This is a genomic window from Pseudomonas sp. McL0111, from assembly GCF_052567255.1.
Map to the genome: position 1 here is coordinate 1020639 of NZ_CP199585.1, position 17917 is coordinate 1038555.

A 17917-nucleotide genomic window follows, 5' to 3' on the forward strand; every position below is an offset into this window, starting at 1 on the left:
TACAACCGGTTGCACCTTGGGCGCGAATCCTATGCAACAAAGCAAAAGAGGTGCAACCAGTTTCGTGAGAATTAGTTGCACCTAGTCGGATTTATCAACAATCACCCCGTTTTTGCTCCCTTTTGTGGCAGTCATGGCCATTTGCTAGAAGTAAAAGCACCAAGCAGGAGCAGCACTTGCGTACCAGAAAATAATTCCTGACGAGCTGCCTATTATTCCGACAAAAAAAGGGTTGCACCCGGTTGCACCTCTTTCAGCGCACGGCTAATCTTGCCGCCAGCTGATGCCACTCGACTGTGGCAACCATGAGGATAAAAATATGGCTACCACCACCCTTGGGGTCAAACTTGACGACCCGACCCGCGAGCGCCTGAAGGCTGCCGCAACCTCGATTGATCGCACGCCGCACTGGCTGATCAAGCAGGCAATTTTCAATTACCTGGAAAAACTCGAGGGTGGTGCAACCCTGACCGAGCTGAACGGTTTGTCCGTTAAAGACGCTGATGACGCGGGCGACGTACACACCGATCATGCTCACCAATGCTTCCTTGAGTTCGCCGAAAGCATCTTGCCGCAATCGGTTCTGCGCGCCTCGATCACTGCCGCTTACCGTCGCCCTGAGCCGGAAGTCGTGCCGATGCTGATCGAGCAGGCTCGCCTGCCGGTACCGATGGCCGAAGCCACCAACAAACTCGCCGCGTCCATCGCGGAAAAACTGCGTAACCAGAAAAGTGCCGGCGGTCGTGCAGGCATTGTTCAGGGTCTGCTGCAGGAATTTTCCCTGTCGTCCCAGGAAGGCGTGGCACTGATGTGCCTGGCCGAAGCGCTGCTGCGTATCCCGGACAAAGGCACTCGCGATGCGCTGATTCGCGACAAGATCAGCACCGGCAACTGGCACCCGCATTTGGGCAACAGCCCGTCTTTGTTCGTCAACGCTGCGACCTGGGGTCTGCTGCTGACCGGCAAACTGGTGTCCACGCACAACGAAGCCGGCCTGACTTCGTCGCTGAGCCGCATCATCGGCAAGAGCGGCGAGCCGATGATCCGCAAGGGCGTCGACATGGCCATGCGCCTGATGGGCGAGCAGTTTGTCACCGGCGAAACCATCGCCGAAGCACTGGCCAACGCCAGCAAGTTCGAAGCCAAGGGCTTCCGCTACTCCTACGACATGCTTGGTGAAGCGGCGCTGACCGAACACGATGCGCAGAAGTACCTGGCGTCGTACGAACAAGCGATCCACTCGATCGGCAAAGCCTCCCACGGCCGTGGGATTTATGAAGGCCCGGGCATTTCCATCAAGCTCTCGGCACTGCACCCGCGTTACAGCCGTGCGCAGTACGAGCGTGTGATGGACGAGCTGTATCCGCGCCTGCTGTCGCTGACCTTGCTGGCCAAGCAATACGACATCGGCCTGAACATCGACGCCGAAGAAGCCGACCGTCTCGAACTGTCGCTGGATCTGCTTGAGCGCCTGTGCTTCGAGCCGCAACTGACTGGCTGGAACGGCATCGGTTTCGTCATCCAGGCTTACCAGAAGCGTTGCCCGTACGTGATCGACTACGTAATCGATCTGGCCCGTCGCAGCCGTCATCGTCTGATGATCCGTCTGGTGAAAGGCGCGTACTGGGACAGCGAGATCAAGCGCGCCCAGGTCGAAGGCCTGGAAGGCTATCCGGTCTACACCCGCAAGGTGTACACCGACGTTTCCTACATCGCTTGCGCGCGCAAACTGCTGTCGGTGCCGGAAGTCATCTACCCGCAGTTCGCCACGCACAACGCCCATACCCTGTCGGCGATTTACCATATCGCCGGTCAGAACTATTACCCGGGCCAGTACGAATTCCAGTGCCTGCACGGCATGGGCGAACCACTGTACGAGCAGGTTGTAGGCAAAGTTTCCGAAGGCAAGCTGAACCGTCCGTGCCGCGTGTACGCTCCGGTCGGCACCCACGAAACCCTGCTGGCTTATCTGGTTCGTCGCCTGCTGGAAAACGGCGCCAACACTTCGTTCGTCAACCGAATTGCCGACCAGTCTATTTCGATCCAGGAATTGGTAGCCGATCCAGTAGCTCAGATCGAGCAGATGGCGACCGTGGAAGGTGGTTTCGGCCTGCCGCACCCGCGCATCCCGCTGCCGCGTGACCTGTACGGTGCCGAGCGCGCCAACTCCAGCGGCATCGACATGGCCAACGAACATCGTCTGGCTTCGTTGTCCTGCGCATTGCTGGCCACCGCACACAACAGCTGGAAAGCCGCGCCGATGCTCGGTTGCGCTTCCAGCACCGAAAATCCGGCACCGGTGCTGAACCCGGCGGATCACCGCGATGTGGTCGGCCATGTGCAAGAAGCCACCGTTGAAGACGTCGACAACGCGATCCAGTGCGCCCTGAACGCCGCACCGATCTGGCAGGCCACTCCGCCAGCCGAACGCGCCGCGATTCTGGAACGCGCTGCTGACTTGATGGAAGGCGAGATTCAGCCGCTGATGGGCCTGCTGGCTCGTGAAGCCGGCAAGACCTTCGCCAACGCCATCGCCGAAGTTCGCGAAGCGGTCGACTTCCTGCGCTACTACGCAGTGCAGGCTCGCAACGATTTCAGCAACGATGCCCACCGCCCACTGGGCCCGGTGGTCTGCATCAGCCCGTGGAACTTCCCGCTGGCGATCTTCAGCGGTCAAGTTGCCGCCGCACTGGCCGCCGGTAACCCGGTACTGGCCAAACCGGCTGAACAGACGCCGCTGGTGGCTGCTCAGGCCGTGCGCTTGCTGCTCGAAGCCGGGATTCCTGAAGGCGTGCTGCAACTGCTGCCGGGTCGCGGTGAAACCGTCGGTGCCGGTCTGGTCGGTGACGAGCGCGTCAAAGGCGTGATGTTCACCGGTTCCACCGAAGTCGCCCGTCTGCTGCAACGCAACATCGCTGGTCGCCTGGACAATCAGGGCCGTCCGATTCCGCTTATCGCCGAAACCGGTGGCCAGAACGCGATGATCGTCGACTCGTCGGCACTGACCGAACAAGTCGTGATCGACGTGGTGTCCTCGGCGTTCGACAGCGCCGGTCAGCGCTGCTCGGCACTGCGCGTGCTGTGCTTGCAGGAAGATTCCGCTGATCGTGTGATCGAAATGCTTAAAGGTGCGATGGCAGAATCGCGTCTCGGCAACCCTGAGCGCCTGTCCGTGGACATTGGCCCGGTGATCGACGCCGAAGCCAAGGCCGGTATCGACAAGCACATCCAGGGCATGCGCGATAAAGGTCGCAGTGTGTACCAGGTGGCAATCGCCGACACCGAAGAAGTCAAACGCGGCACCTTCGTCATGCCGACCCTGATCGAACTGGAAAGCTTCGACGAACTGCAGCGCGAGATCTTCGGTCCAGTGCTGCACGTGGTTCGCTACAAGCGCAAAGAAATCGACCAGTTGATCGCGCAGATCAATGCATCCGGTTACGGCCTGACCCTCGGCGTACACACCCGCATCGACGAGACCATCGCCAAGGTGATCGACAACGTCAACGCCGGTAACGTCTACGTCAACCGCAACATCGTCGGTGCCGTGGTCGGCGTGCAGCCATTCGGCGGCGAAGGCCTGTCGGGTACTGGTCCGAAGGCCGGTGGTCCGCTGTACCTGTACCGCTTGCTGTCGACGCGTCCTACCGACGCCATCGAACAATCCTTCGCTCGCGGTGATGCCGTGGTTGCGCCGGACGTTCGTCTGCGCGATGCCATGAGCAAACCGCTGACCGCCCTGAAAGCCTGGGCCGAGAGCAATCAGCTGGCTGACCTGAGCACTTTGTGTGCGCAGTTCGCCGCACAGTCGCAAAGCGGTATCACCCGCGTGCTGGCCGGCCCGACCGGCGAGAAAAACAGCTACGCGATCCTGCCGCGTGAACATGTGTTGTGCCTGGCGGAAGTCGAAAGCGATCTGCTGACGCAACTGGCTGCGGTACTGGCTGTAGGCGGTTCGGCGGTATGGCCGGAATCCGACCTGAGCAAGGCACTGTTCGCACGCTTGCCGAAGGAAATTCAGGCGCGGATCAAACTGGTTGCCGACTGGAACAAGGACGACGTGGTGTTTGATGCCGTTGTGCATCACGGCCACTCCGACCAGTTGCGCGGCGTCTGCCAGCAGATCGCCAAGCGTGCTGGCGCGATTGTCGGCGTTCAGGGCCTGTCCCAGGGCGAGACCAACATTGCGCTGGAACGTCTGGTGATCGAGCGGGCATTGAGCGTCAACACCGCTGCGGCGGGCGGTAATGCCAGTCTGATGACTATCGGCTAAACCCGATAAGCCGGGCACCTGCACAGGTGCCCGGCATAGCAACAATCCCTGTGGGAGCGAGCTTGCTCGCGAAAGCGGTTTGCCAGTCAACTCATCTGTTGAATGTGCCGACCTATTCGCGAGCAAGCTCGCTCCCACAGTGGTTTGTGGTGTTGTTAAGTCGGCGCTCGGCTCCAACATCACCGCTATCAATCATCCTGTTCAGCATTTATCAGCAAGCCTAGACTCGGCCCAACCCCAAATTCAGGTAGGCCGCCATGTCCGAGACGCTGCTCAGTTCCCGCAATCTGGCTTTCGAGCTGTATGAAGTCCTCGATGCCGAGGGCCTGACCCGGCGTGAGCGTTTTGCCGAGCACAATCGCGAGACCTTCGACGCGGCCATCGGCACTGCCCGCAGCATCGCCGAAAAGTACTTTGCGCCGCACAACCGCAAGGGCGACGAGAACGAACCACGCTACGAGGACGGCCAGGCGATTCTGATTCCGGAAGTGAAACCGGCGGTGGATGCGTTCCTTGAGGCGGGTTTCCTCAACGCGGCACGCAGTTTCGATGCTGGCGGCATGCAACTGCCTACTCTGCTGTCCCAAGCCTGCTTCGCGCATTTCCAGTCGGCCAACGCCGCCTCGACGTCGTACCCGTTCCTGACCATGGGCGCGGCCAACCTGATCGAAAGTTTCGGCACCGACGAGCAGAAGCAACGCTTCCTGCAACCGATGATCGACGGACGTTTCTTCGGCACCATGGCCCTGACCGAGCCCCACGCCGGTTCATCGCTGTCGGATATTCGTACACGCGCCGAGCCTGCGTCCGACGGTACCTATCGCCTCAAGGGCAACAAGATCTTCATTTCCGGTGGCGACCATCCGCTGTCCGAGAACATCGTGCACATGGTTCTGGCCAAACTGCCGGATGCACCACCGGGCGTTAAAGGCATTTCGCTGTTCATCGTGCCGAAGTTTCTGGTCAACGATGACGGCAGTCTCGGCAAGCGCAATGACGTGCTGCTGGCGGGTCTGTTCCACAAGATGGGCTGGCGCGGCACCACCTCCACCGCGTTGAACTTCGGCGATAACGGTGAGTGTGTCGGCTATCTGGTGGGCAAGCCGCATCAAGGCTTGAGCTACATGTTTCAGATGATGAACGAGGCACGCATCGGCGTCGGCATGGGCGCGGTGATGCTCGGTTATGCCGGTTACCTGTACTCGCTGGAGTACGCTCGCGAACGTCCGCAAGGCCGGGTGCCGGACAGCAAGGACCCGAGCACCGCGCCGGTGGCGATCATCCAGCACGCCGACGTCAGACGCATGCTGCTGACGCAGAAATCCTACGTCGAAGGTTCATTTGACCTAGGGCTGTACGCCGCCCGTTTGTTCGATGACACCACAACCCTTGAAACCGAAGCCGAACGCAAACAGGCGCATGAACTGCTGGATTTGCTGACGCCTATCGTCAAGTCCTGGCCCTCGGAGTTCTGCCTGAAGGCCAACGAGCTGGCTATCCAGATTCTTGGCGGCCACGGTTACACCCGTGAATATCCGGTAGAGCAGTATTACCGCGACAACCGCCTGAACCCGATCCACGAAGGCACCCACGGCATTCAGTCGCTGGACTTGCTCGGACGCAAACTGGCGCAGAACGGAGGCGCGGGGCTCAAGCAGTTGATTCGTCTGATTGCTGATACGGCCGAGCGCGCGGTGGCGTACGAATCCTTGACCGCGATGCGTGAACCGCTAGAGAAACTGGTGGCGCGCCTGCAAGTGGTGACCATTGGTTTGCTGACTGATCTGGCACAGGGCAAGGTCAACAGCAGCCTGGCAAATTCGGCGCTGTACCTGAAAGTGTTCGGGCACACGGTGATTGGCTGGCGCTGGCTTGAGCAGGCGATTCGCGCCGAGGAAGGCTTGGCCAAAGGCAATTCGGCGGATGCTGACTTCTATAAAGGCAAGTTGCAGGCGGCGCGGTATTTCCTGACGTGGGAAGTGCCGGGTTGCCACCATGAACTGGCGCTGCTGGAGGCACGGGATGATACGTGTCTTGCGATGCAGGATGCTTGGTTCTGATCTGGATTATGCGTAGCGGCTGATATCGCTTTCGCGGGCAAGCCCGCTCCCACAGGTATTGCGGCAGGTTCACATATTGAGTGAACACCCCAGAACCCTGTGGGAGCGGGCTTGCCCGCGAAGGGGCCAGAACTGACAGCACATCAGCTCAACTTGAACCCACCCATCTGCCGCGCCAGATCATCCGCCAGTTTCTGCAACATCTGACAATCCTCACGACAAGCCCTGACCTCCCCCGCCGTCGCCCGCGCCAGATCGGAAATACCCTGCACGTTGCGGTTGATCTCTTCGGTCACCGCCGACTGCTCTTCTGTCGCCGTCGCCACCTGATGGTTCATGTCGCTGATGCGCTCGACCTGCCCGGTAATCGCGGTCAGCGACGCACCGGTACGCTGGCTCGACTCGACGCCAGTACCAGTCGCAGCCTGCCCGGTGCGCATCGATGACACCGCATTCTCCGCGCCTTGTTTGAGGCTGCCGATCATCAACTGAATCTCGTCGGTGGACGCCTGCGTGCGTCGCGCCAAGGTACGCACCTCGTCAGCGACCACCGCAAAACCGCGACCCATGTCGCCAGCGCGCGCCGCTTCAATCGCGGCGTTCAGCGCCAGCAGATTGGTCTGCTCGGATACCCCGCGAATCACCGCCAGCACCGAATCGATCGACGCCACTTGCTGCGCCAACTCACCCACCGCCCCGGCAGCAACGCCGATTTCATCGGACATGCTTTCGATATGCCGGATCGAACCGCCAACCACTTCCCGCGCCTGCATTGCTTCATCACGGGCAGTTTGCGAGGCGAGCGCGGCGTTGCCGGCGTTCTGCGCAATTTCCTGCACGGTCAGACCCATCTCGTGGACGGCGGTGGCGACCATGTCGGTCATTTCCTGCTGGCGGCCCGAGCGTTCGGCAGTGTTCTCCACGACTTTCGCCACTTGCCCGACGGCGGTACGCAGTTGCTCGCTGGTGGTCAGCACTTCGGCGATCATCCCGCGCTGACTGTCGAGGAAGCGGTTGAAGCCCCGGGCGAGGTCGCCGAGTTCATCGGCGCGACTGGAATCTAACCGGTGGGTCAAATCTCCCCCACCGCTACCGATGGCTACCAGCGCAGCTGTTACCTGACGAATCGGTCGCACCAGCCCTTGAGCCAGCCAGACCACCAGTGCCAAGCACACCAGCGCCACGGCGAGGCCGATGCCGCTGCTCATCCACATCGCACGACGGGCTTCGGCGTAGATCTGCGACTGTGGCACTTCGGCCACCAGGGTCCAGCCGAGGTCGCGCAAAGGCAGGCTGAAGGCGAGGAAGTCCTCACCATCACGTTGAAACTCGCTGTTCACGGCATTTTTTTGACCCATGACCGCTTGCGCCGCTTTGGCGCCGATCTGCTCGGTCAAGGTGCGTTTGCCACTGAACTGTGCTTCAGGATGGACCTGGATCAAACCGTCGGAACGCACGAGATAGACCTTGCCGCGCTCACCAAAGCTGAAGTTGTGGATCAGCTCCGAGAGCTCTTTCATGCTCAAACCGAGTCCGGCGACACCCACCACTTTGCCGGCCTGCTCGACCTTCAAGTCGATGAACAGCGCCAATTCTCCGGTGGCCCCGTCATTGTCGATATTCAGGGTTCGCGGTTGATTGCTGTCGAGGAAAGAATAGAACCAGGCATCCGCCGGTTTGGCGCGACTGAGGGTGCGATCCAGGCCTTTTTCGGTGATGTAGTGATTGGATTCGGTGCCGATGATCAGCGCCGTGAAAGCCTTGTGTTCGGCGCGGATGCCTTCCAGATACTGCGCGAAGCCCGCCGTTTGGCCACTGTCTTCACCGCTGGCGAGCCAGTTGCGAACCATGGAATTGCTGGCGATGTCTTTGGCGGCAGTCAGCGGCTGAACGAGGATTCGTTCGATGTCATTGCGCGTCGCTTCGATGCTCGACGGCAGTGCCTGCTCGACCAGATAGCTCTGGGCGAGACGATTGACCACGAGGGTATAAATGCCAACCACGATCAGAATACTGACCAGCAGAGCGGTGCCCATGCCGAGGATCAGTTGCCATTGAATACTGCGTCGCCAGAACTGCATGGAGCACCCCCAAAGAATAAGAGGCTGAAACACTGCAACAGCCGTGCCGATTGTATACAACCTGATCGACAATCTATTCTTTGGTTGTGCTCAACAGCCATCAACCCTGATTGATGGTCTTGGCGATGGTCTCGACCGTGGCGCTGACTTGCTCTTGGTAACGCTCGAGATCCTGCTGATGCTGCTTCTTCATTTCGATCTGCTGCGAGCACAGATTCATCGCCGCCAACACCAACAGCCGATCACCGATCAGTGTCGGGTATTTGCGTTTGGTCTCGGCCAACGCGGCTTTGAGCATCAGTGCGGCGTCCAGCAGGGTCTGTTCTTCCCCGGCCGGCGCCTTGATCGAATAGTCCTCCCCGAGAATCGAGACGACTTTTACCCCTGCTGTGCCGTGGTTCATGCGCTGACAGGACCTGCAGTCACGCGTTCAACCAAGGCCTGGATACGCGCAGCGGTGGCGCCGTGCTTCTCTTCCTGTTCCATCAGGTTCAGTTGCAGGCTTTCGTTTTCATCCTTGGCCTGGGCCAGTTCCGTGGACAGGGTCTGGTTGGTTTGCAGCAAGGTCTGGTTCTGTTGCACCAGGTCGCTGACGAGCTGTTCCAATTGGCTGAGGGATGCTTCCAACATTTTGATCTTCCAAGCGTTTTTCAAAGGGCGCGTACGATAAAGAAAAGTCACCACAGATGCCAGGGTTAAACCGGCGCAAGGCCTTGATTTTCCTGGCGGCGGACCGTTCCTGCGAGTCTTAGAGACTCGGATCTGCCGATCTGGTTCCTGCACTTCGTCGCTCAAGACCCGATGCGACAAATTCGCACATGGACTAAAGAGTTCATTCGCCTGACCGATAAGTCACCCATACAGCAGTTTCAGCCCGCATGGATGCGGCCCTTCCTGGTACCCGCACATGTCCCTTCGCAATATGAATATCGCCCCCCGGGCGTTCACCGGCTTCGCCCTGATCGGCGGCTTGATGCTGATTCTCGGCGTTTTCGCTTTGAACCAGATGAGCAAAATCCGCGGCGCCGCCGAGGACATCACCACCAGCAGCGTGCCGAGCATCAAGGCCCTCGACGAGTTCACCCAACTGACTCTGCGACTGCGCGTGCTGTCCTATCGCTTGCTGGTCAATCGTGAAGCGGACGTACAACAGAAAACCGTTGAATTGCTGGACATGCGCAACCAACAGATACGCAAGGCTCAGAGCGATTACGAGCCACTGATCAGCACTTCGAAAGAACGCGCTGCCTACGATCAATACGTGCAGTTGCTGGCCCAGTACCGCCAGATCGAAGACCGGATGAAGAGCCTGTCGCGCAACAACGAGGTGGATGAGCTGCGCACCCTGCTCAACACCGAGTTGCTGAACAACTCCGAAGCGATGAACGCTGTTCTCAACAGCCTGATGCAGATTAACGGCCAGCAGATCAGCGACACCAACGAGCAAGCCGCCGATCAGTATTCGTCGGCATTCAATCTGGTCGTTACCCTGCTGGTGATCGCCACCGGCCTGACCTTTTTGTTCGCGTGGTTGCTGACCACCAGTATCACCAAGCCGATTGCCAAAGCCTTGGATGCGGCGGAAACCATTGCCGAAGGAAACCTGACCCAGCCAATCCATGTTGATGGCAGTGACGAAGCCGGACGCCTGCTGGCGGCCATGGCCAAGATGCAATCGAAACTGCGTGACACCTTGCAGCGCATTTCCGGCTCGGCCACGCAGCTTGCGTCCGCCGCCGAAGAGCTGAACAGCGTCACCGACGAAAGCGCCCGTGGCCTGACTCAGCAGAACAACGAAATCGAACAGGCCGCCACTGCGGTCAACGAGATGACCAGCGCCGTTGAAGAAGTCGCACGCAATGCTGTGAGCACTTCGGAAGCCTCGAAAAACGCCACCACCTCGGCCGGCGATGGCCGTGATCTGGTGCAGGAAACTGTCAGCGCCATCGAACGCATGAGCGCCGACGTGCAGAGTACCGCCACGCTGATCGGTGATCTGGCCAACGAATCCCGTGACATCGGCAAGGTGCTGGACGTGATCCGTGGTCTGGCTGATCAGACCAACCTGCTGGCGCTCAACGCCGCCATCGAAGCCGCGCGCGCCGGTGAAGCCGGTCGTGGGTTCGCCGTGGTGGCCGACGAAGTGCGTGCCCTGGCGCATCGCACTCAGCAGTCGACCAGCGAAATCGAGCGGATGATCGGCAGCATTCAGAGCGGCACCGAACACGCCGTGGATTCGATGCGCAACAGCACCGAACGCGCCGAGTCGACCCTGAACATCGCACGCGGTGCCGGGATCTCGCTGGACACCATCAACACCGCCATCGTCGAGATCAACGAGCGCAATCTGGTGATCGCCAGCGCCGCCGAAGAACAGGCGCAAGTCGCCCGTGAAGTGGACCGCAATCTGGTGAACATTCGTGATTTGTCGGTGCAATCGGCGACCGGGGCTAATCAGACCAGCGCGGCGAGTAACGAACTGTCGCGATTGGCGCTGGATCTGAACAACATGGTTGGGCGGTTCAGCCTGTAACCCACTACATCTGAGTGAGCAAACACTCTGTGGCGAGGGAGCTTGCTCCCGCTGGGCGGCGAAGCGGCCCCAAAACCATTCACCGCGTACCGGCAGCAGGAACGCGGTGAATCGATTTACGACTGCTGCGCAGCCGAGCGGGAGCAAGCTCCCTCGCCACAGTTATCCTTCAGCGCATGTTTATTGCGTGCCCGCGTAAAAACCTTTTTGACAGCATCACATTTCAACAGGTTAGAATCGCTGGCACGCAGACTGCATGGTCAGTTTGTGCCCGTCTTTACGCTTCTGGAGTACTGCCTTTGAATGCGACGACCATCAACAGCCTGTTCTTGATCGGCGCGTTGCTGGTAGGTGCGAGCATTCTGGTGAGCTCACTTTCGTCACGCCTCGGCATCCCGATTCTGGTGATCATTCTCGCCGTCGGCATGGCCGCCGGGGTTGATGGTGGCGGCATCATTTTCGATAACTATCCAACGGCCTATCTTGTCGGCAACCTCGCACTCGCGGTGATCCTGCTCGACGGCGGGTTGCGCACTCGTGTCTCGAGTTTCCGCGTGGCGTTATGGCCGGCGCTGTCGCTGGCGACGGTCGGGGTGTTGATCACTACCGGGCTGACCGGCATGGCCGCCGCGTGGCTGTTCGATCTGAACATGATTCAAGGCCTGCTGATCGGCGCCATCGTCGGCTCGACGGACGCCGCGGCGGTTTTCTCGCTGCTTGGCGGCAAAGGCCTCAACGAACGGGTGACCGCCAGCCTGGAAATCGAGTCCGGCAGCAACGACCCGATGGCGGTGTTCCTAACCGTGACCCTGATCGACATGCTCGCCAGCGGCCAGACCGGTTTGCACTGGAGCCTGCTGACGCACCTGATCCGTGAATTCGGTATCGGCGGCATCATTGGTCTGGGCGGTGGCTGGCTGATGCTGCAACTGGTCAACCGGATCAATCTGGCCACCGGGCTGTATCCGATTCTGGTGATCGCTGGTGGTCTGGTGGTGTTCGCACTGACTAACGCCTTGCACGGCAGCGGCTTCCTCGCCGTTTACCTGTGCGGCCTAGTGATCGGCAACCGCCCGGTGCGCAGCCGTCACGGCATCCTGCACATGCTCGATGGCATGGCCTGGCTGGCACAGATCGGCATGTTCCTCGTGCTGGGGCTGTTGGTGACGCCGCATGACCTGCTGCCAATCGCCCTGCCCGCGCTCGGTCTGGCGCTGTGGATGATTCTGTTTGCGCGCCCACTGTCAGTGGTGGTCGGCCTGCTGCCATTCAAGGCGTTCCACGGTCGCGAGAAAGCCTTTATTTCCTGGGTCGGCCTGCGTGGCGCGGTACCGATCATTCTGGCGGTATTCCCGCTGATGGCCGGGCTGCCGAACGCGCAGCTGTACTTCAACCTCGCGTTCTTCATCGTGCTGGTGTCGCTGCTGGTGCAGGGTACGAGCCTGCCGTGGGTAGCCAAGTTGCTCAAGGTGACGGTACCGCCGGAACCCGCACCGATTTCCCGTTCAGCACTGGAAGTGCACATCACCAGCGAGTGGGAGCTGTTCGTTTACAAGCTCGGCGCCGAGAAATGGTGCATCGGTTCACCCCTGCGCGAACTGAAAATGCCCGAAGGCACGCGCATCGCCGCACTGTTTCGCGGTCAGCAACTGCTCCACCCGTCGGGTAGTACGGTGCTGGAAGTCGATGATTTGCTCTGTGTTATCGGCCATGAACACAACCTTCCGGCGCTCGGAAAGCTGTTCAGCCAGGCGCCGCAACGCGGTCTCGATCTGCGTTTCTTCGGCGACTTCGTACTCGAAGGAGACGCCCAGCTCAAGGCGGTTGCGGCCCTGTACGGGTTGCCGGCCGAGGGCATCGATCCGGACATGACCCTGGGCCACTTCATCGCGCAGAAAGTCGGCGGTGCGCCAATCGTCGGCGACCAGGTGGAGTGGAACAACACCCATTGGACAGTTGCGGTCATGGACGGGAACAAGATCGGCAAAGTGGGCGTCAGATTCCCCGAAGGAAGTCGCCCGGGCCCCGGGCTCTTCCTCTAAACTGCGTCCACTATCACTTGCTTGACCGGTCTCTATGCCTACCCTGCGCTCCTTTTTCGCCGCGGCCCTGCTGGGCCTGTGTCTTTCCGCCAGCCCGCTTTACGCTGCCGAACCGCCGTCCAGCGACGCCGTGCAGGCGAGGCTGGACAAGCTCGCCGACAGCAAACTGCCGGATGCCGACAAGAAGACCCTGCAAACCATTCTGCAGAACACGCTCAATCAACTGAACAATCAGCGTGATTACGAACAGAAGCTGATCGATCTCAAGCAGCAACTGGCCAATGCGCCAAGACAGACCATCGAGAACACCCGCGAACTGGCCCGGCTCAAAGCCTCCGCCGTAGTGCCGATGACGCAGCGTTTCCCCAAGGAATCGATCTCGCAGCTGGAGCAGATCCTCACGGATCGCTCGACCCAGCAAACCGATCTGCAAAAAGCACTGGGGGATGCCAATAGTCTGATCATCACCGCCCAGACCCGTCCCGAGCGTGCCCAAGCGGAAATTTCCGCCAGCCAGACGCGCATCCAGCAGATCAACAACATCCTCAAGTCCGGCAAGGACGCTGGCAAAACCGTCAGCGCCGAGCAGCGTGACCAGTTGAACGCAGAACTGGCGGCGCTGAATGCGCTGATCCCGCTGCGTCGTCAGGAGCTGGCCGGCAACAGCCAGTTGCAGGATCTGGGCAACAGCCAGCATGACCTGCTCTCGGAGAAATCCGACCGCCTCGACCGCGAGATTCAGGAACTGCAAACCCTGATCAACCAGAAGCGTCTGGCGCAGTCGCAGGAAACCGTTACCCAGCAGTCGATCGAAGCGCAGAAGTCCGGTGGCAGCAGCCTGCTCGCCAGCGAAAGCACGGCCAACCTCAAGCTCTCGGACTACCTGCTGAAAAGCACTGACCGTCTCAACGAAGTCACTCAGCAAAACCTGCAGACCAAACAGCAACTCGACAGCCTGACCCAAAGCGACTCGGCCCTCGACGAGCAGATCAACGTGCTCAAGGGCAGCCTGTTGCTGTCGAAGATTCTCTACAAACAGAAGCAGGCGCTGCCGCGACTCAAGGTCGACCGCGATCTGGCGGATCAGATTGCCGACATTCGTCTGTATCAGTTTGAAGTCAGCCAGCAACGCGAACTGCTGAGCAACCCGGCAGCCTACGTGGACAATCTGCTGGCCACGCAGCCACCGGAGCAAGTCACTCCGCAACTGCGCAAAAGCCTGCTGGACCTGGCCAATACCCGCGCCGACCTGCTGGAACGGCTGAACCGCGAACTCAGCGCGGTGCTCAACGAATCGATCACCCTGCAGCTCAACCAGAAACAATTGCTGAGCACTGCGCAGAGCCTGCGCGCGACCCTCGATGAGCAGATGTTCTGGATTCCCAGCAACAAGCCGCTGGACTTTGAGTGGATGCGCAGCGTGCCGGAGCGCCTCAAGCGCCAGATCGACACCCTGCCATGGGCTTCAAGCCTGAGCGAACTGACTGACGGCCTGACCCAGCGCCCGCTGCTGTTCCTGCCGCTGGCGTTGTTGATCGGTGCATTGCTGTGGCGCCGCAAGCAGCTGTATTCGCGTCTGAACAAGGTTCACCAGGACATCGGCCACTTCAAACGCGACAGCCAGTGGCACACGCCGCAGGCGATCCTGATCAATATTCTGCTGGCGATGCCGGTGGCACTGGGTCTCGCGCTGTGTGGTCTGGCCTTGCAGATCGACGCCCGTGGACAGAACGCCAACATGGGCGCGGCGCTGTTACAAATGGGTCAGGCGTGGCTGGTGTTCTATACGGCTTACCGGATTCTCGCGCCGGGTGGCGTGGCGGAACTGCATTTCCGCTGGGAAAAGCCGCAGGTAGAATTCCTTCAAGGCTGGATACGCCGGCTCGGGCTGGTGGTCATGGCGCTGGTGACCATCGTAGCGGTTGCCGAGCTGCAACCCGCCGCGCTGGCCGACGACGTGCTCGGCATGCCGGTGGTGTTGACCTGCTATGCATTGATGGCGTGGCTGCTGAGCCGCCTGCTGATCAGCAGCCCGGCGCACGAAAACACGTCGCTGTTCCGCAAGGCCGTCGGGGTGATGTTCACCCTGCTGCCTATCGCCCTGTTCGTCGCGGTGTGCTTCGGCTACTACTACACCGCGCTGAAACTCAGCGACCGCTTGATCAACACCCTCTACTTGCTGATGTTCTGGCTGGTGATCGAAGCCACCTTCGTCCGTGGTCTGTCGGTTGCGGCACGGCGTCTGGCCTACCAGCGCGCCTTGGCCAAGCGTCAGGCAGCGAAAGAGGCCGGCGACGGCGAAGCGGTGATCGAAGAGCCGACGCTAGACATCGAAAAGGTCAACGAACAGTCGTTGCGCCTGATCCGTCTGGCCCTGCTCGGCGGTTTCATTGCCGCGCTGTATTGGGTCTGGTCGGACCTGATCTCGGTGTTCTCGTACCTCGACAACATCACCCTCTACGAATACACCAGCGGCACCGGCGCCAACATGAGCATGGTGCCGATCAGCATCGGCGACATGCTCGGCGCACTGATCATCATCGGCATCACCTTCGCCCTGGCGCGCAACCTGCCCGGCCTGCTCGAAGTGTTTGTGCTGTCGAAACTCAATCTGGCCCAGGGCAGTGCCTACGCCACCACCACGCTGCTGTCCTACGTGATTGCCGGCGTCGGCTTTGTCTCGACCCTGTCGACCCTTGGCGTCAGTTGGGACAAGTTGCAATGGCTGGTGGCGGCGCTGTCGGTCGGCCTCGGTTTCGGTATGCAGGAGATCTTCGCCAACTTCATCTCCGGCATCATGATCCTGTTCGAACGCCCGGTACGGATCGGTGACACCATCACCATCGGCAACCTCTCGGGCACGGTGAGCAAGATCCGCATCCGTGCGACGACCATCACCGACTTCGACCGCAAAGACATCATTGTCCCGAACAAGACGTTCATCACCGGACAACTGATCAACTGGTCGCTGACCGACACCATCACCCGAGTGACACTCAAGCTTGGCGTAGATTACGGCTCCGATCTGGATCTGGTGAAAGAGCTGCTGCTCAAGGCTGCACGGGATAACCCACGGGTCCTCAAAGAGCCTGAGCCGCACGTGTATTTCCTCAACTTCGGCGAAAGCACCCTCGACCACGAACTGCGCATGCACGTACGCGATCTCGGTGACCGAAACCCGGTGCTCGACGAGGTCAACCGCTTCATCAACCGCGAGTTCAAGAACCACCACATCAACATCTCGTTCCGGCAGATGGAGGTTTATCTGAAGAACCTGCACGGCCAGGAATACAAGTTGGTGCCGGTCGAAGCGGAAAACAAAACCATCGTCCCGGCCGACGGCGAGCAAAAACCGCTGCAAGGGCCGCCGCCCGCCAAGCTCGACTAACCGGCCTGATCCCAGCAGAATGCTCGGACATTCTGCTGGAGCCGGCCCGTGAAAGCCCTCGACGAACTGACCTTCGACAATCGCTTCGCCCGCCTCGGCGATGCGTTCTCCGCCCACGTGCTGCCCGAGCCGATCGACAACCCACGGTTGGTGGTGTCGAGTCCGGCGGCCATGGCACTGCTCGATCTCGACCCGGCGACTGCCGACACCCAGGAATTCGCCGAACTGTTTGGCGGCCACAAGCTATGGGCCGATGCCGAGCCACGAGCGATGATCTATTCCGGGCATCAGTTCGGCGGTTACACACCGCAACTCGGTGATGGTCGCGGCCTGCTGTTGGGCGAGGCCTACAACGAGGCTGGCGAGCACTGGGACTTGCACCTCAAGGGCGCCGGCCAGACACCGTTTTCGCGCATGGGCGATGGCCGCGCGGTGTTGCGTTCGTCGATCCGCGAATTCCTCGCCTCCGAAGCGCTGTACGCGCTGAACATCCCCTCGTCCCGCGCCTTGTGCGTGATCGGCTCCGACACACCGGTCTGGCGCGAAAAACAGGAACGCGCAGCGATGGTGCTGCGTCTGGCGCCGAGCCACGTGCGCTTCGGTCACTTCGAATATTTCTACTACACCAAGCGTCCCGAGCAGCAGAAGCAACTCGGCGAGCACGTACTGGCGATGTACTTTCCGGAGTGCCTGGAACAGCCGGAACCGTATCTGGCGATGTTCCGCGAAATCGTCGAACGCAACGCCGAACTGATCGCGAAATGGCAGGCCTATGGTTTCTGCCACGGCGTGATGAACACCGACAACATGTCGATCCTCGGCATCACCTTCGACTTCGGCCCGTTCGCCTTCCTTGATGATTTCGACGCGAACTTTATCTGCAACCACTCCGATGATCAGGGCCGCTATTCATTCAGCAACCAGGTGCCCATCGGCCAGTGGAACCTCAGCGCCCTCGCTCAGGCCCTGACGCCGTTCATCAGCGTCGATGCCCTGCGCGAAGCCCTGGGCTTGTACCTGCCATTGTTCCAGGCTCATTACCTCGACCTGATGCGCCGCCGCCTCGGCTTCACCAGCGCCGAAGACGACGACCAGAAACTGCTGGAAGACCTGCTGCAACTGATGCAAAACAGCGGCGTCGACTACACGCTGTTCTTCCGCCGTCTGGGCGACGAGTCAGCCGAACAGGCCGTCAAACGCTTGCGCGACGACTTCGTCGATATCAAAGGTTTCGATGCCTGGGGCGAGCGCTACGTTGCCCGGGTTGCCCGTGACGGCGACGCCGATCAAGAACAACGCCGCGGGCGGATGCACGCGGTCAATCCGCTGTACATCCTGCGTAATTATCTGGCGCAAAAAGCAATCGATGCGGCTGAACAAGGCGACTACTCAGAGGTACGCCGCCTGCATGCAGTGTTGAGCAAGCCATTCGAGGAACAGCCGGGAATGGAGGGTTATGCCGAGCGCCCACCGGAGTGGGGCAAGCATCTGGAGATCAGTTGTTCGTCGTGAGGCTTCATGGCACCTGAACATTCGTCAC

8 protein-coding genes and 3 pseudogenes are annotated in these 17917 nt (G+C 60.3%); 7 read left to right on the forward strand and 4 right to left on the reverse strand.

The window, feature by feature from the left end:
• Positions 1-319: 319 nt before the first annotated feature.
• Positions 320-4273, forward strand: coding sequence for a trifunctional transcriptional regulator/proline dehydrogenase/L-glutamate gamma-semialdehyde dehydrogenase (gene putA, locus ACTWLJ_RS04635; RefSeq protein ID WP_445180038.1), 3954 nt, complete (start codon positions 320-322; stop codon positions 4271-4273).
• A 257-nt stretch (positions 4274-4530) separates the two neighbouring features.
• Positions 4531-6333 (forward strand): acyl-CoA dehydrogenase, encoded by a 1803-nt coding sequence (locus tag ACTWLJ_RS04640; protein ID WP_445180039.1) that lies wholly within the window; start codon positions 4531-4533, stop codon positions 6331-6333.
• 143 nt (positions 6334-6476) lie between these two features.
• Here ACTWLJ_RS04640 and ACTWLJ_RS04645 read toward each other — a convergent pair whose 3' ends face one another.
• The 4 genes and pseudogenes from ACTWLJ_RS04645 to ACTWLJ_RS04660 all read right to left on the reverse strand — a co-directional run bounded on the left by ACTWLJ_RS04645 (position 6477) and on the right by ACTWLJ_RS04660 (position 9044).
• Positions 6477-7322, reverse strand: coding sequence for a methyl-accepting chemotaxis protein (locus ACTWLJ_RS04645; RefSeq protein WP_401216867.1), 846 nt, complete (start codon positions 7320-7322; stop codon positions 6477-6479).
• Positions 7323-7343: 21 nt separating this feature from the next.
• A pseudogene (locus tag ACTWLJ_RS04650) lies at positions 7344-8414 on the reverse strand (cache domain-containing protein); the annotation flags it as partial.
• A 100-nt stretch (positions 8415-8514) separates the two neighbouring features.
• Positions 8515-8817, reverse strand: coding sequence for a cell division protein ZapA (locus tag ACTWLJ_RS04655; RefSeq protein WP_445180040.1), 303 nt, complete (start codon positions 8815-8817; stop codon positions 8515-8517).
• Positions 8814-9044 carry a hypothetical protein gene (locus tag ACTWLJ_RS04660; protein ID WP_401216810.1) on the reverse strand — a complete coding sequence of 77 codons (231 nt, stop codon included), beginning with the start codon at positions 9042-9044 and terminating at the stop codon, positions 8814-8816. Before ACTWLJ_RS04660 ends, ACTWLJ_RS04655 begins: the two co-directional genes overlap by 4 nt.
• Positions 9045-9387: 343 nt before the next feature.
• On the opposite strand from ACTWLJ_RS04660, the pseudogene ACTWLJ_RS04665 reads away from it, so the two are divergent.
• The 5 genes and pseudogenes from ACTWLJ_RS04665 to selO all read left to right on the forward strand — a co-directional run.
• A pseudogene (locus tag ACTWLJ_RS04665) lies at positions 9388-10044 on the forward strand (MCP four helix bundle domain-containing protein); the annotation flags it as partial.
• Between the two features lie 303 nt (positions 10045-10347).
• Positions 10348-10947: pseudogene (locus tag ACTWLJ_RS04670) on the forward strand (methyl-accepting chemotaxis protein); the annotation flags it as partial.
• 299 nt (positions 10948-11246) lie between these two features.
• The gene (locus ACTWLJ_RS04675) at positions 11247-12989 is read left to right on the forward strand and encodes a potassium/proton antiporter (RefSeq protein WP_445180041.1); all 1743 of its coding nucleotides are present in this window, start codon (positions 11247-11249) and stop codon (positions 12987-12989) included.
• A 34-nt stretch (positions 12990-13023) separates the two neighbouring features.
• Positions 13024-16377 (forward strand): mechanosensitive channel MscK, encoded by a 3354-nt coding sequence (mscK, locus tag ACTWLJ_RS04680; RefSeq protein WP_445180042.1) that lies wholly within the window; start codon positions 13024-13026, stop codon positions 16375-16377.
• A 48-nt stretch (positions 16378-16425) separates the two neighbouring features.
• Positions 16426-17889: a protein adenylyltransferase SelO gene (gene selO, locus ACTWLJ_RS04685; protein ID WP_445180043.1), complete on the forward strand. Its 1464-nt coding sequence runs from the start codon at positions 16426-16428 to the stop codon at positions 17887-17889.
• The last annotated feature ends 28 nt before the right edge of the window (positions 17890-17917 follow it).

Bases quoted from the DNA above. Each gene is read 5' to 3' on its own strand.
- putA (WP_445180038.1), top strand. From the start codon at position 320: ATGGCTACCACCACCCTTGGGGTCAAACTTGACGACCCGACCCGCGAG.
- ACTWLJ_RS04640 (WP_445180039.1), top strand. From the start codon at position 4,531: ATGTCCGAGACGCTGCTCAGTTCCCGCAATCTGGCTTTCGAGCTGTAT.
- ACTWLJ_RS04645 (WP_401216867.1), bottom strand. From the start codon at position 7,322: ATGATCGCCGAAGTGCTGACCACCAGCGAGCAACTGCGTACCGCCGTC.
- ACTWLJ_RS04655 (WP_445180040.1), bottom strand. From the start codon at position 8,817: ATGAACCACGGCACAGCAGGGGTAAAAGTCGTCTCGATTCTCGGGGAG.
- ACTWLJ_RS04660 (WP_401216810.1), bottom strand. From the start codon at position 9,044: ATGTTGGAAGCATCCCTCAGCCAATTGGAACAGCTCGTCAGCGACCTG.
- mscK (WP_445180042.1), top strand. From the start codon at position 13,024: ATGCCTACCCTGCGCTCCTTTTTCGCCGCGGCCCTGCTGGGCCTGTGT.